The sequence below is a fragment of the Pseudomonas schmalbachii genome (assembly GCF_017589465.1).
GTDB lineage: Bacteria > Pseudomonadota > Gammaproteobacteria > Pseudomonadales > Pseudomonadaceae > Pseudomonas > Pseudomonas schmalbachii.
Window position 1 is genome coordinate 253,856 of the sequence record NZ_JAELYA010000003.1, and the last position, 15,606, is coordinate 269,461.

Below are 15,606 nucleotides of genomic sequence, written 5' to 3' on the forward strand. Positions count from 1 at the left end.
GTCGGCCAGCGACAGGTGTTCGTGCTGGCGCATCTCGGCGTTCTGCGCCTGCAGCGCGGCGAGCAGCTCCAGTGCCGGAGCGCCGGGAGCCGGGCGGGCGATGCGCAGCGGCAGGGTGTTGATGAACAGGCCCAGCGCGCCTTCGATGCCTTCCAGCTCGGTCGGGCGTCCCGCCACGGTGACGCCGAACAGCGCCTCGTCGCGGTCGGCGTGACGCATCAGAAGAAGCGCCCACGCAGCCTGGACGAAGGTGTTGGCGGTCAGCCGGTACTGCCGCGCGCGCTCGGCCAGGCGGGCAGTCTGTCCGGCGCCCAGCGACAGGCTGGTGTCGCGCATCGCCGGCTCGCCCTTCGGACTCTGCCGGTACGGCAGCGACGTGACCTCGGTGAAGCCGGCCAACGCCTGGCGCCAGTAGTCGCGGCTGGCCGCCTCGTCCTGCTCGCCCAGCCAGGCGAGGAAGTCGCGGTACGGCCGCGCCGCCGGCAGGCGCACCGGGGTGCCGGCGAGGAACGCCCGGTAGTGGGCGAAGAACTCGGTGAGCATCAGGCCGCGACACCAGGCGTCGATCAGCGCGTGATGGTGGCTCTGCACGATGCGGTAGTCGGCGGCGCCGAACTTCACCAGGCGCAGGCGCAGCAGCGGCGCCTGGGCGAAGTCCAGACCCAGTTCGCGCTCGCTGCGCAGCACGGCGTCCAGCTCGGCCTCGGCGCTCTCGCGGGACAGGTGGCTGAGGTCGATGAACTGCGCCGGCGACGGCACCCGGCGCAGCACCACCTGGCGCTGCACGCCGTTTTCCAGGCCGTGGAAGGCCGTGCGCAGGGCCGGATGGCGCTGCACCACCTGCTGCCAGGCGTACTTGAAGGCCTCGAAGTCCACTTCGCTGCCGACCGCGTACTGGTCCTGCATCAGGTAGATGCCGTTGCCGCGTTCCAGCAGGCTGTGCAGGAGGATGCCCTGCTGCATCGGCGCCAGCGGCAGGATGTCCTCGATCTCCCGCGCGGCCACCGGCAGGCTGTCCAGCTGGGCCTGGTCGAGAGCGGCCAGCGGGAAGTCGGAGGGCGTGACGCCGCCGTTGCGCTCGTCGCAGCAGTGTTCGATCAGCGCGGCCAGATTGCTCCGGTACAGCTCGATCAGGCGGACGATGTCGGCGCGGTCGAAGCGTTCGCGACTGAAGGTCCAGTCCAGGCGCAGGCGGCCGTTGCGCACCTGGCCGTCCACCACCAGCGCGTTGGCCAGCGGGCCCTGCGGGTCGCGCAGATTGGACGGGGCGCGTTCGGACAGGGAGAACAGCGCCTCGTCGCCGTCGTCGAAGCGGCCCAGGTAGTTGAAGGTCACGCCCTGCCCTTCCAGCTCCGGCAGTTCGGCTCCGGCGAGGTACTTCAGCACGCCGTAGCCCAGGCCCTTGTCTGGCACCGCGCGCAGGCTCTCCTTGACCGCCTTGAGGGTGCCGGCCAGGTCGTCGGCGGCTTCCAGGCCGACCGGATAGATAGTGGTGAACCAGCCGACGCTGCGGCTCAGGTCCAGTTCGCCGCTGGCGTCCTCGCGGCCATGGCCTTCCAGGCTGACCACCTGCTGGCGGCGGCCGGTCCATTGCGCCAGCGACTGCGCGAGGGCGGCGAGCAGCAGCTCGTCGATGCGCGTGCGGTAGGCCGCCGGTGCCTCGCCGAGCAGTCGGCGGGTGTCGTGGGCGTCGAGCAGCAGGTCGAGGCTTTCCGCCTCGCCGATGCGGCTGGGCACGCCGCAGTCGCCGGGCAGGCGCGCCGCCGACGGGTCGAGACGCTGCCAATAGTCACGCTGGGCGGCGAGTTCCGGGCTGCGCGCGAGGTCCTGCAGGGACTGCGACCAGGCCTGGAAGCTCGCGGTCTTCTCCGCGTTCGCCAGCGCCTGCCCTTGCGCCAGGCGGCGACAGGCTTGCTGCAGGTCTTCCAGCAGCACGCGCCAGGACACCGCGTCCACCGCCAGGTGATGGATCGCCAGCAGCAGGCGCCCTTCGCCGGACGGCAGGCGCGCCTGGACCACCCGCAGCAGCGGGCCCTGTTCGAGGTTCAGGCTGCGCTGGGCTTCCTCGCACAGCGGCGCCAGGTCTTCCTCGCGGGCCAGCTCGCAGGTCCACAGGACGCGACCGGCGTCTTCCGTGTCGCGATAGCGCTGGCGCCACTGGCCGTCCTCGCCCTGTTCGAAGGCCAGGCGCAGGCTGTCGTGCTGCGCCAGCAGCCAGCCCAGCGCCTGGCGCAGCAGGCCGGCATCGAGGGCTTTGGGGAGGTCGAACAGCAGCGACTGGTTCCAGTGCGCGCGGCGCCCCAGCGGCAGGGCGAAGAAGCGCGCCTGGATCGGCGTCAGCGGGAAGTGGCGGACCGCCGGGGGTTCTGCCTTTACCGGCGCTGCGGCCCTGGCTTCGCTCACCTGGGCGACCTGCGCCAGCTCGGCGATGGTCTGCTTCTCGAACAGCTGCTTGGGCGTCAGCCGCACGCCCTGGCGCCGCGCACGGGCGATGATCTGCAGGCTGAGGATGGAGTCGCCGCCGAGGCTGAAGAAGTTGTCGTGGCGACCCACGCGGTCAAGGCCCAGCGCCTCCTGCCAGAGGCCGGCGAGAATCGCCTCCACTCCTTCGCGGGGCGCCTCGAACACTTCCATGGCGCGCTCCGGGGCCGGCAGCGCGGCGTGATCCAGCTTGCCGTTGGCGGTCAGCGGGAAGGCATCGAGGGCCAGCACGTGGGCCGGCACCATGTAGTCCGGCAGGCGTTCGCTCAGCGCCGCACGCAGCGCCTCGCCGTCGAGCCGGCGACCGCTTTCGCCGACCGCATAGGCGAGCAACTGGCCGCGCTCGTCGAGGCGCACCACGGCATCGCCCACGCCATCCAACTGGCGCAGACGCTCGGTGATCTCGCCGAGGGATACGCGATAGCCGCGCACCTTGACCTGGTCGTCGGCGCGGCCGAGGAACTGCAACTGGCCGTCGCCGAGCAGGCGCGCGCGGTCGCCGGTGCGATACAGGCGCTGGCCCGGCACCCAGGGATCGGGCAGGAACACCGTGGCGGTAAGGCCGGGGCGCTCCAGATAGCCGCGCGCCAGGCCGGGACCGCCGAGGTAGAGCTCGCCGCCGGCGCCCTGCACCACCGGCCGCAGGTCGTCGTCCAGCACCAGCGCGCGGGCGTTCGGCAGCGGACGGCCGACCGGCACGCTGGCGCCGATGGCTTCGGCTCCGGCCGGTTCGCAGGTGAGCACGCCGACCGTGGTTTCGGTCGGGCCGTAGTGGTTGATCACGCGGCACTCGGGCTTCAGGCGGCGGATGCGCGCCAGCAGGTCCCAGGGCAAGGCGTCGCCGCCGAGGATCAGCGCCCGCGCGGGCAGTACCGCTTCCGGAGTGGCGGCCTGCAGCAGGCCGCCGAGGTGGGTCGGGACGATCTTCAGCACATCGACCCGGTGCCGGGCCATGTAGGCGGCGAAGCGGTCGGCGTCGTTGGCGCGCTCCGGGGCGATCAGGTGCAGGGTGTTGCCCGAGCACAGCGCGCCGAACAGCACGGTGTGGCCGAGGTCGGCAGCGACGGTGGAGACCATTGCCATGCTCGCGCCGGCGCCCAGGTCGAGGCGCGCCAGCAGGCCCTGCACGTAGTCGGCCAGGGCGCCGTGGTCGATCACCACGCCCTTCGGCGTGCCGCTGGTGCCGGAGGTATAGATGACGTAGGCCGCCTGCAGCGGGTGGACGCGCAGCGCGGGGGCGCTGTCCGGCCGACTGCGCCAGGCGGCGTCGGCGTCCATGCCGATCACCTCGCCGCCGAAGTCGCCGGGCGCGGCGGTGTCGCCGAGCAGCCAGCGGGCGGCGCTGTCGGAGAGGGCGAAGGCCTGGCGTTCGGCCGGCCATTTCGGGTCCAGCGGCACATAGGCGGCGCCGGCCTTGAGGGTCGCCAGCAGCGCCACGACGAATTCGACCGAGCGTTCCAGGCACAGGCCGACGCGGCTTTCCGCGACGACGCCGCGCTCGCCCAGGTAGCGGGCCAGTCGATTGGCCTGCGCGTCGACCCAGGCGAAGTCGTATCCCGCGTCCTCGCATTGCAGCGCCAGCGCCTGCGGCGTGGCGGCGACGGCGGCGTCCCACAGGCCCAGCACGTCGCTCGCCGGGAAGGCGCGCGCCTCGCCATCGAGCCGCGAAGGTGCGGCGGCCAGTTGCAGTTCGCCGAGGGCGATCTCCGGCTGGCGCACCACCTGCGCGCAGATGCCCAGCAGGTCGGCGGCCAGGCCGGCGATTCGCGGCTCGTCGAACAGGTCGCAAGCGTAGGTGAACACCGCCTGGATGCCGGACGGCGTGTCGGTGATATCCAGCCCCAGGTCGAAGTGCGCGGAGAAGTCGTCGCGCTGGCTGGCACTCAGGCGCAGGCCGCCGATGGCGCGTTCTTCGGGCAGGGCGAACTGCTGGGTGAACTTGACCTGGCACAGCGGGTTGTGGGCGAGGCTGCGGGACACGCCGAGCGCCTCGACCAGTTGATCGAACGGCAGGTCCTGGTTGGCCTGCGCGCCCAGCGCGATCGCCTTGACCTGCCGCAGCAGCGCGGCGAAGGACTGCCGCGCGGAGAGCTGGCCGCGCAGCACCAGGGTGTTGACGAACAGGCCGATGAGGCCCTCGACCTCGGCGCGGGTGCGCCCGGCCACCGGCACGCCGATGCGCAGGTCGTCCTGGTTGCCGTGGCGGTGCAGCAGCGTCATGTACACGGCCAGCATGGTCATGAACAGGGTGGCGCCGTTGGAGCCGGCCAGCTCGCGCAGCGCCTGACTGAGGCCGGCGTCGATTATCAATGCGTAGCGCGCGCCGCGATGGCCCTGCTGCTCCGGTCGCGGGCGGTCGGTGGGCAGGCTGGACAGCGGATGGCTGTCGCCCAGGCGTTCGCGCCAGTAGGCCAGCTGCCGCTGCGCCTCGCCGGCCGCCAGGTGCTCGCGCTGCCAGGCGGCGAAGTCGGCGTACTGCACCGGCAAGGCCGGCAGCGACGGTTCGCGGCCTTCGGCATGGGCGGCGTAGAGGGTGGAGAAGTCGTCCAGCAGCACCTGCACCGACCAGCCGTCGCAGATGATGTGGTGCAGCACCAGCAGCAACTCCCGGCGGCCGCCGCCGAGGTTGACGTCGAGCACGCGCCACAGCGGGCCGTTGCGCAGATCCATCGGCGCCTCCACGGCGCAGCGGGCCAGTGTGTCGAGGGCTTTCGACGGCTCGGGATGGCGGCTCAGGTCATGCGGCTCGATGCGCACCGGCCGCGCCGGATGGATGTGCTGCACCAGCCGGTCGTCCTGCTCGCCGAAGGTGGTGCGCAGGCTTTCGTGGCGCGCCGCGAGGTCTTCGAAGCTGCGCTGCAGGGCGTGGTTGTCGATCTCGCCGCGCAGGCTCAACTGGCCGCACAGGTGGTAGGCGCTGCTATCGGATTGCAGTTGGGCGAGGAACCACAGGCGCTGCTGGGCGAAGGACTGCTGCGGCGGAACATCCCGCGACAGTGGCACGATACGTGCGCCGGCAACGCCGCGTTCCTGGCTGGCGACCATGGCGCTGAAGGCGCCCAGGGTCGGCTGCTCGAACAGTTGTGCCGGCTCCAGCGCCAGGCCCAGTTCGGCGTTCAGGCGCGCGAGCACCTGCACCACGCCCACCGAGTTGCCGCCACGTTCGAAGAAGTGGTCGTGGGCGGCCAGGTCGCTTGCGCCGAGCACTTCTTCCCAGGCGGCCAGCACTTCCGGCAGCAGCGCGGGTGCGGCGGTTGCGGTCTGGATGACGGCTGTCCCGCCCTCCTGCAGGCGGCCGTCCTGCCAGATGGCGAAGCTGTCCAGGCTGCCGTCCAGCCAGCCGGCGCGGCAGGCCGAGCGCTGCAGCTTGCCGCTGGTGGTGCGCGGCAGGGCGCCGGGTTCCAGCAGGACGATCACCCTCGGCGCCACCATGAACAGTTCGGAGAGCGCGTCGCGCACCGCGTCGCAGATCATCTGCGGCTTCATCAGGCGGCGCACGTTGCGGCTGATCTCCAGCGCCAGCCCTACCCCTTCGCTGCCCGCCCCATCGGCGACCGGGAACGCGGCGATGCGGCCACGGCGCAGCAGCTCGACGCGCTGCTCCAGCGCCTGTTCCAGGTCCTGCGGGTAGAGGTTCTGGCCGTTGAGGATGATCAGGTCCTTGAGCCGGCCGGTGATGAACAGCTCGCCGCCCTCGGCGATGCCCAGGTCGCCGGTGCGCAGCCAGCGCTGGCCGTCGCGCTCGACGAAGGTGCGCGCGGTGGCCTCGGGGTTCTGCCAGTAGCCCTGGGCGATGCTCGGACCGGCGACCCAGATCTCGCCGACCCGGCCGGGCTCCAGGCTGGCCTCGCTCTGCGGATCGACGATGCGCAGGTCGTGGTCCGGACGCACCCAGCCGCAACCGGGCAGACGGGCGGTTTCCCGGCCGTCGAGCAGCAGCGCCTGGGCGGCCTTGCCGGCTGCCAGCGATTCGCCGTCGAAGTGGCGGACGCTGAACGGCACTGCGCGTTTCGCCGCGCTGACGTACAGCGTGGCTTCGGCCAGGCCGTAGCTGGGCGTCAGCGCGCGCGGATCGAAGCCGGCCGGGGCGAAGCGCTCGCAGAAGGCTTCGAGGGTCGCCAGGCGGATCGGCTCCGAGCCGGAGAACGCCAGGCTCCAGGAGTCCAGCGCCAGCTCCTTGAGCGCCGGGCCCTTGATCCGTTCGACGCACAGGCGATAGGCGAAATCCGGTCCGCCGGAGAAGGTGCCGCGGTACCGGGTGATCGCCTCCAGCCAGCGCGCCGGGCGGCCGAGGAAGTGGTTGGGCGACATCAGCGTCAGCGTGCCGCCGACGTACAGCGGCAGCAGCAGGCCGCACATCAGGCCCATGTCGTGGTAGAGCGGCAGCCAGCTGACCCAGCTTTCCGGGACGTTGTCGTCGAGCAGGTGGCGGGTCATCGCCTGCTCGTTGGCCAGCAGGTTGCCGTGGGACACCATCACCCCTTTCGGCGCGCTGGTGGAGCCGGAGGTGTACTGCAGGAAGGCCAGCGCCGAGCTGTCCTGCGCGACCGGGCGGTAGTGCGCCTGCCAGCCGTCGAGGACCTCATCGATGGCGAAAAAGCGCGCGTCGGCCGGCACGAACGGCAGCAGCAGGTGCTGGTGGCGGTCCAGGTCCTCGCCGCGGCCGAGGATGAACGCCGGCTGGGCGTCCTGGAGGATTCCGGCGAGGCGGTCGAGATGGGTCTGACGGTTGTTTTCCGGGGCGAATGCCGGCACGGCGATGACGCCGGCCTGCAGGCAGCCAAGGAAGGCCGCCGCGTAATCGGCGCCGCTGGGCAGGATCAGCAGGCAGCGCTGGCCGCCGTCGCAGCCGAGGTGGTACTGCAGCAGGCCGGCGACCGCCCGCGCCTTCTTCCGCAGCTCGGCATACGTGGTGAGCAGCGGCTCCTGGTCGTCATGGACGATGTGCCGGAGCGCGATCCGATCCGGTTGGCATTGCGCGTAGTGGTCCAGCAGTTCGGAAAAGTTCGCGACCTGATCTCGAATGGATTTCATCTGTCACCTGTTTCAAGCGGCAAGGCTCTGCCCGCAGGCGGCTCGTGGCGCCCGCAAAGTCGGGAGAAGAGTCGGGTGACCGCGAACGGTCACCGCAGGGGAATGGCGCGGCTCAGCGGGCCAGCTTCAGGGGGACGGCGGTCCGCTCCCGGGTGCTCGACGGCCGGCTGGCACAGGACTCCACGGAGTCGGCGAAGATCGACTCGGCGACTTCCCGCGAGCGGATCGCCAGCACCGACAGCAGGGTGTCGCTGAGGCCGTGGCTTTCCTCGCAGCAGCCCTGCAGGTACACGCCGACATCCGTGCCGTGGCGCAGGGAGAGGCGGTAGTTGCGGTCGACTTCCGGCCCCTGCAGGTATTCGCGGATGCCGGCGAGGATCTGGTGGTGGTAGTCGCGTCGATAGCCGGTGGCCAGGATCACGACGTCGAAGCGCTGGCTGTCCTGGTGATCGTCGGCGGTATTGCGCAGGAACAGCTCGATGTCGTCGCCGACTTCGGCGTGCACCACTTCGCGCTGGGTCAGCAGTTGGTGACGCTGCTCGCCGCGCACCTTCTGCTGGTAGATGCGCTGGAAGATCGCCTCGATCAGCTCGGGGTCGACCACCGAGTAGTTGGTGTTGCGGAACTCCTGGAGCATCGACTCGCGGCGCTCCTGGGTCTGCTGGAAGATGGTGTCGGTGAAGGACGGGTTGAAGATCTGGTTGACGAAGGGGCTGTCGTCGGACGGCTTCAGCGCGCTGCCACGGATCACCAGCGAGGCGTTGACGTTGTCGAAGCGATTGGCCAGGTCTTCGAAGATTTCCGCGGCGCTCTGCCCCGCGCCGATGACCGCCACGTTGAGCGGTCCGCTGTGCTCGGCGAGCAGTTGTTCGATGCCGCCGCGATAGGCCGAGGAATGCAGGACGCGCGGATCGTCGATGCCCTCGAAGGCGCCCGGCACCTGCGGCACGCCGCCGATGCCGAACACCAGGTTGCGCGCCCGACGGCGCGACGTGCCGCCATCGGCGCTGCGCGACAGCACGTCCACCGCGACGAAGCGGCCATCCTCGAAACACGGCTCGACGCCGATCACCTGCTCGCCGAAGTGAATCTGCCCGGCGAAGTGCGACGCTGCCCAGCCCAGGTAGTCGTTGTATTCCTCGCGGGTGGGGAAGAAGGTCTTCAGGTTGATGAAGTCCTGCAGGCGGCCGCGTTCCTTCAGGTAGTTGATGAAGCTGAAATGGCTGCCGGGGTTGCGCTGGGTGACCAGGTCCTTGAGGAAGGAAATCTGCATGGTGGAACCGTCGATCAGCATCCCTTCATGCCAGTTGAAGCCCGGCTTGCGCTCCAGGAAGCACACGTTCGGCGACAGGCCATAGAACTGCGCGTGCTCCTGGGTGGCGATGGCGAGCGCCAGGTTGGACGGGCCGAAGCCGATGCCGATGTAGTCGTAAACGAGTTCCATGTTTTCCCTCTCGAAGGCGCGATGCCGTGCTGTTCAACTCCCCTGCGAGTGGGTCGCAGGGAGAGACGATGTCACCGGCATCGCAAGCTGCCATTTGATACCGATTATCATTAACAATGACGAGTGGCCGGCGGCGCTGTTTAGTCCTGTCCGAAGAAATTCATCAAAGGCTGAAGGCGCGTCCTTGATAGTCCGCGCTGATTTCTTCCACCGCATCCCGGCTGGCGTTGTCGCGGCGGGAACCCTGCAGTTCGCTGAGCTGCCCCGACTCCATCTTCAGCAGGCGGTCGGCGAGGTCGAAGTACTGGTCGTCGTGGCTGATGGCGAAGACGGTCAGGCCGGCCTGCTTGAACTGCGGTAGCAGCTCCCGATAGAAGAAGCGCCGGAACAGCGGGTCCTGGTCCGCCGCCCATTCGTCCAGCAGCAGGATGTCGCGCTGCTCCAGCAGCGCCAGCAGCAGCGCCAGGCGCTTGCGCTGGCCCTGGGAGAAGCGCGTGTCGAGCAGATGGCCGTCGCCGAAGCGCACCTTGTGGCGCATGTGCAGGCGCTCCAGCCAGCCCTCGGTGTGGGCCGGTTCGGAATCCCGTCCGTCCGGGCCAAGCAGTTGGGAGAACAGGTGGAAGTCGGTGAACACCGAGGCGAACAGCTTGCGGTAGGCCAGCCAGTCGTCGGCGCCGATGGGCTTGCCGTCCACCAGGATCTCGCCGGCGGAAGGCCGGTACAGGCCGCTGAGCAGGCGCGCCAGGCTGGACTTGCCGCTGCCGTTGCCGCCCATCAGGAACACCGTCTCGCCGCGGCGCAGAACCAGGTCCAGCGGCCCCACGTCGAACCCCGGCTCGTCGCCCTGCCCCGGGTAGTGGTACTCGACGCCGCGCAGTTCGAGGGTCTGCCAGTGGCCGCAGATGTGGCTCGGCGCGACCTCGAAGCTCTGGTGATGCACGGCCAGCGCGAGGGATTCCACCTTGTCGAGGGCGATCCGTCCGGACACCTGCGCGGGAATCGCCGCCACCGCCAGCACCAGCGGCGTGCGCAGGAAGAGGATGGTCAGGGCGTAGGTCGCGGCCACTTCGGTGGACGCCCAGCCCAGGCCGTTGGCCAGGTAGAAGGCCAGGCCGATGGTGCCCAGCACCATGATGTTCGCCCAGTTGCTGGCCAGGCCGTTGTAGCGGTCAGCCAGGGTGAAATGCTCGCGATACCTGAGTGCGGCGGCGTCGAAACTTTCTTCGTACAGGCGCCGGGCGCGGTCGCGGTTGAGCGCCAGCTCCTTGCGTCCGTCGATCACCGCCTGGTAGCTCTGGTAGAGTTTGTCTTCGGACTCGCGCAGTTGCCGGATGTGGTTGTTCAGCCTGCCCACCAGCAGCCAGCCCACCGCCAGGGTGAAGCTCATCCAGCCGAGGGTGGTGGCGAACAGCGCCGGCGACAGCCAGGCCAGGTAGCTGAACGCGGCGATGCTCAGCACCGAGCCGTAGATCAGGTCGGGCAGTTGCACGAAGGCCATGGTCACGCTGCGGATGTCGCTGGACAGGCTGGCGAAGATCTTCGCCCCGCCGATGGCCTCGATGCGTTCGATGTCGGTATCGAGCAGGCGCTTGACCATCACCCGGCGCAGCCCGTGGACGAAGCGGTGGCCCAGGGCGGTGAGCGACAACTGCGCGCCGGACGCCAGCACCAGCAGCAGCGCCAGCATCAGGCCGAACTGCCAGAGGGCGGTGCCCAGCCCCTCGTGGGCGGTGATCATGCGCTGGTTGACGAAGGCGATGACGCCGACGCTGAGCAGGCCGCTGCTAATGCTCAGCAGCAGGACCAGCGCAAGGGGCCAGCGATATTGCTGGAAGACCAGACGAACTAGTTTCATGTGGGACTCCGGACGTTGGAAATGAAACGCGGGGCGCGCTAGATCTCGCCCAGGCGGGCGCGGCAATGGGTCAGCGTGTCGCGCAGCAGGAAATTGACCATGGTCGGCGAGGTGCCGATCACCTGGGCCACGTCCCGCTGGGTGTAGCCCTGCAGCCGGTTGAGGTCGAAGACGACGCGCATCCGCTGGGGCAACTCGTTGAGGGCACAGATCAGCCGGTCGACCGATTCGCGGCCGGCCAGCACCCGCTCGGGCGACAGGTCGCAGCTCGACGCATCGTCCTGCCCGGGCTCGACGCCGCGCCCCGACTCCAGGTTCTGACGGCGCAGATGATCGATGGACAGGTTGCGCACCACCCGGAACATGTAGCCGGCCGGGTCGGTGCAGGGCAGTTCGTTCTCCAGCATCTTCACGAAGGCGTCCTGAACCACGTCCTCTGCGCGGGAGCGACAGCCGAGCATGCGCATCGCCGTGCGCAGCAGTCCCTCCCGGTGAGTGCTATAGGTACGCATCAGAACCTCGCGACGTTGGTTTCCCGAGCCCTCACCCACCCTGCAACCAACAGGTGAGCGAGGGCTCAAAGCAGTGCACGCATGCAGCATGATTCACATCCTTGCTGAGTATGATCACAGACAGATGCAACTGATTATCATTTGTATGATAAGTTCCAAATCGTCTGAAATCCAAGTCCTAGAGCGGTTGTAAGAAACAGGGAATGTGAACAGGTCCAGATTCAGATCAGGGATCAGGCGGGAGGAATCGAGGGAGGCGTTTCGAGGATGCAGGCGCGCGCAGACGGGAAATCCGCTTCAGCGGCCCGTCCGGTTGCAGGAGATCGTGTGCGGAAATGAAAAAGCAGCCGGCAAGGCGGGAGATGCCTTGGGCTGCTTATGGGAATCGGCTTGTGGGAATCAGCGCGGCAGTTCGCTCACGCCGCGGTTGGCCAGCATGTCGGCGCGCTCGTTGCCCGGGTGTCCGGTATGCCCGCGCACCCACTGCCACTCCACCTGGTGGCGGTTGACCTGCTCGTCCAGTGCCTGCCAGAGGTCGGCATTCTTCACCGGCTGCCTGGCGGCAGTCTTCCAGCCGCGCTTCTTCCAGTTCGGCATCCACTCGGTGATGCCGCGCATGACGTATTCGGAGTCGGTGACCAGGCGGATCGCGCAGGACCGCTTGAGCGCCGCCAGCGCCATGATCGCCGCCATCAGCTCCATGCGGTTGTTGGTGGTTTCCAGCTCGCCGCCCCACAGTTCGCGCTCGGCACCCTTGTAAAGAAGCAGCGCTCCCCAGCCACCACGCCCGGGATTGCCCTTGCAGGCGCCATCGGTGTAGATCTCGACTTTCTCTTCGCTCATATCGCCCTGAATTTACGACTCGGAATCCCGGCGGCTGACCTTCGCCACCGGCAGCGGCACCAGCTGGCCGCGCGGCTCGCGCTTGCTCTGGCGCAGCGGGCGCAGGCCCACCACCAGCTTGCGTGCGACCAATAGATAGAAGCCGGCACCGGAACCCTGGACGACATGCCCCCAGTTTTCCATCCTCGCCAGGCGCGATTGCCAGGCTGCCGACGCGAGCGGCGGACGATAGCACCCGAAGCGGCGTTTCTCCAGCGCGAAGCCCAGCAGGCTGAGCCAGTCGCAGACCCGCGCCGGCGATATGCAGCGCGCGCGACGCAAGGCGTCCCGGGCGAAATAGTGGCGCATGCCCCAGGCGCTCCAGGGATTCACCCCGACCACCAGCATGTGGCCACCCGGCCGCACGCTGCGCGCGGCTTCGCGCAGCAGGCGATGCGGAGACAGGCAGAAATCCAGGCCATGCTGCAGCAGCACCACGTCGGCCGCGTGCTCGCCCAGCGGCCAGGCGCATTCGTCGCAGGCGATCTCCACTCCCGGCAGCGGCGGCCCCAAGCGCACCCCGCGCTGGATGTTGCCGGTGCCGCTGGGCAGCTCGGCATGCGGCCCGTAATGCACCAGGTAGCCACCGAAATAGCGTTCCAGTTCATCGGTGAGCAGGCTCTGCTCCTCGGCGAGCATCATTCCGCCAATCGGCCCGGCGAGCCAGTCGCGGGCCTCGCCGATCAACTGGAGCCAGTCGGCATCGGCATGGGCGAAGGGTTGCTGTTCGATCATCACCACCCCCTGCAGCAGGTTGGCATTCGGCTGCGGCGCGCGTGGCACGCGACAGCATTCGCCGACACAGGACGGCATAACCGCACTAATATGCGCCAATCGATTCCAGTTAGCGACTCTCCGGCCATGATACAGATAGATGCCCTGCCCGCCTTTTCCGACAACTACATCTGGCTATTGCAGGATGTAACCAGTCGCCGTTGCGCAGTGGTCGACCCGGGCGATGCCGGCCCTGTCGAGGAATGGCTGGCCGCCCATCCGGACTGGCAACTGAGCGACATCGTCGTCACCCACCACCATGCCGACCATGTGGGCGGCGTGGCGCGCCTGAAGGAGCGCACCGGCGCGCGCGTGCTCGGGCCTGCGGCGGAACGCATTCCGGCGCGCGACCTGGCACTGGACGACGGCGATCGCGTCGAAGTACTCGGCCTGGCTTTCGAGATCATCCACGTGCCCGGCCACACCCTCGGCCACATCGCCTACTACCATGCCGACCCGGTACAGCCGCTGCTGTTCTGTGGCGACACGCTGTTCGCCGCCGGCTGCGGTCGCCTGTTCGAGGGCACCCCGGCGCAGATGCATGCCTCCCTCAGCCGCCTGGCCGCCCTGCCGGGAGAGACGCGCGTCTACTGCGCCCATGAGTACACCCTGAGCAATCTGCGCTTCGCCTGCGCGGTGGAACCGGAGAATCCGCAGGTGCTCGCCCGCTTCGAAGAAGTCAGCCGCTGGCGCGAACAGGGACGCATCAGTTTGCCTTCGACCATGAGTCTGGAAATGGCTACGAATCCGTTCCTTCGCGTGTCAGAAACATCCGTTAAGAAAATTGCCGACGAGCGGGCCGGCCAGGAAAACCGTACGCTTGAAGAGGTTTTTGCCCAGGTTCGGCTATGGAAGGACAGGTTCTGAACACTGGCGAAATCTTGACCACCTCCAGGGTGGTTCCTAGAATCGCGGAAATTTTTGCCTCGGATTGAGTCATCAGCCAATGGCGCCAAAGACCTGCAAAACCTTCGATCTAGACGCTTTGGCCCGTGCCATCCGTGTTTCCGTCCTGCTCTGCGCGGGCGTCCTGGCCGGCTGCCAGACCAGCAGCCACGTCAGCCGGGAAAGCCAGCCGAGCCCCGTTTCCCGGGCCGTCGACGTGCAGTTCAACCCTGCATGGACGGAGTCCCACAGCGATATCTGGGAGCGCATGCGCAGCGGCTTCCAGTTGCAGGGACAGATTGACACCAACCCACGCATCGAACGCCAGCGCCTGCGATTCATCAGCAACCCGTCGCTCCTCGAGCAGGCCAGCGAGCGCGGCAGCCCCTACATGCATTACGTGGTGGAGCGTCTCGAAGAGCGCGATATGCCTCTCGAACTGGCGCTGTTGCCGGTGATCGAAAGCGCCTACAACCCGCTGGCCATATCGCGCTCCCAGGCAGTCGGCCTGTGGCAGTTCATCCCCACCACCGGCACCCACTTCAACTTGCGTCAGACCAACTGGTACGACGGCCGCCGCGACATTACCGCATCGACCAACGCCGCCCTGACCTACCTCGGCCGCCTGCACGACATGTTCAATGGCGACTGGCTGCTCGCCCTGGCCGCCTACAATGCCGGCGAAGGCACCGTGAGCCGTGCGATCGAGCGCAACGAGCGGCTGGGCCTGCCGACCGACTACTGGAACCTGCCGCTGCCGCAGGAAACCCAGGACTACGTGCCCAAGCTGCTGGCGCTGTCGCAAGTGGTGATGGCGCCAGAAGCCTACGGCATCAGCCTGAACCCGATCGCCAACGAGCCCTACTTCACCGCGATCCGGGTCAAGCCGGGCCTCGACCTGGCCAGCGTCGCGGCCCTCGCCGACCTCGACGAAGACGAGCTCTACCTGCTGAACCCGGCGTTCAAGCGCAAGATCACCATGGACGGCCCGCAACAACTGCTGGTGCCGCTGGACAAGGCGGACACCGTCAGCGCCGGCATCGCCACCCTCAAGCCGCAGCCACAACCCAGCTACCAGAAGTACCGGGTACGCCGCGGCGACAGCCTGCACAGCATCGCCGAGCGCTATCGCCTCAGCGTCGCCGAGCTGAAATCGGTCAACCGCCTGAGCGCCAACCGCGTTCGCAGTGGCCAGACCCTGCTGATCCCCGGCCAGCCGGGCCGTCCGCTGGTCGAACCGGCAAGCCCGCGGCAGCTCGCCCAGGTCGAGCAGCGTCCGGCAAAAAGCCGCACCTACAAGGTCAGGAAAGGCGACAACCTCTGGCAGATCGCCCGCAACACCGGCGTCGGCGTCGACGACCTGAAGCGCTGGAACGGCCTGGGCAGCCATGGTGTGAAGGCCGGCCAGGTGCTCAAGCTGCAAGGCGGCCAGCAACTGGCCTCCAGCGGCAAGGCGAAGAAGGACACCGCGACCTACTACAAGGTCAAGCAGGGCGATTCGATGTACCTCATCGCCAAGCGCTTCAATGTCGAGATGAAGCACATCAAGCGCTGGAATCCGCGCAGCACGCGCGCGCTGAAACCGGGCCAGACGCTGACCCTGTACCTCGACACGGCGAGTCGCTGACAGATTCCGCTAAAAAAAAGAAGGGCAGCATTCGCTGCCCTTCTCTTTATTACAACTGCGACAAACTGCTACTGTGCGGCAGTGTCATCCAATCTGAAAAGCTGATCGCCCG

At 68.2% G+C, this 15,606-nt stretch carries 8 protein-coding genes (1 of these 8 running past the window's edge); 2 read left to right on the forward strand and 6 right to left on the reverse strand.

The features are described 5' to 3' along the window. The 6 genes from JFY56_RS09940 to JFY56_RS09965 all read right to left on the reverse strand — a co-directional run. Positions 1-7,515: the 5' portion of a non-ribosomal peptide synthetase gene (locus JFY56_RS09940; protein ID WP_236032526.1), read on the reverse strand. It extends 2,196 nt beyond the left edge of the window; 7,515 of the gene's 9,711 nt are visible here — the first part of the coding sequence; the start codon lies at positions 7,513-7,515; its stop codon lies off the left edge, out of view. 112 nt (positions 7,516-7,627) lie between these two features. Further along, positions 7,628-8,959 carry a lysine N(6)-hydroxylase/L-ornithine N(5)-oxygenase family protein gene (locus JFY56_RS09945; protein ID WP_208313495.1) on the reverse strand — a complete coding sequence of 444 codons (1,332 nt, stop codon included), beginning with the start codon at positions 8,957-8,959 and terminating at the stop codon, positions 7,628-7,630. Positions 8,960-9,122: 163 nt separating this feature from the next. Further along, a complete protein-coding gene (locus tag JFY56_RS09950) occupies positions 9,123-10,814 on the reverse strand; it encodes a multidrug ABC transporter permease/ATP-binding protein (RefSeq protein ID WP_208313496.1) in 1,692 nt (563 codons plus the stop codon). Between the two features lie 38 nt (positions 10,815-10,852). Beyond that, complete coding sequence (locus JFY56_RS09955; protein ID WP_268968855.1) at positions 10,853-11,416, reverse strand: sigma-70 family RNA polymerase sigma factor; 564 nt, start codon at positions 11,414-11,416, stop codon at positions 10,853-10,855. Between the two features lie 309 nt (positions 11,417-11,725). Beyond that, positions 11,726-12,169 (reverse strand): ribonuclease HI, encoded by a 444-nt coding sequence (gene rnhA, locus JFY56_RS09960; RefSeq protein ID WP_208313498.1) that lies wholly within the window; start codon positions 12,167-12,169, stop codon positions 11,726-11,728. Between the two features lie 12 nt (positions 12,170-12,181). Then, entirely contained in the window at positions 12,182-12,943 is a 762-nt protein-coding gene (locus JFY56_RS09965; RefSeq protein WP_208313750.1) for a class I SAM-dependent methyltransferase, read from the reverse strand. 126 nt (positions 12,944-13,069) lie between these two features. Between JFY56_RS09965 and gloB the strand changes: the two genes are divergently transcribed. Together gloB and JFY56_RS09975 are read left to right on the forward strand one after the other, a co-directional pair. Further along, positions 13,070-13,849 (forward strand): hydroxyacylglutathione hydrolase, encoded by a 780-nt coding sequence (gene gloB, locus JFY56_RS09970; protein WP_208313499.1) that lies wholly within the window; start codon positions 13,070-13,072, stop codon positions 13,847-13,849. 79 nt (positions 13,850-13,928) lie between these two features. Then, a complete protein-coding gene (locus JFY56_RS09975) occupies positions 13,929-15,494 on the forward strand; it encodes a lytic transglycosylase (RefSeq protein ID WP_208313500.1) in 1,566 nt (521 codons plus the stop codon). Positions 15,495-15,606: the final 112 nt, after the last annotated feature.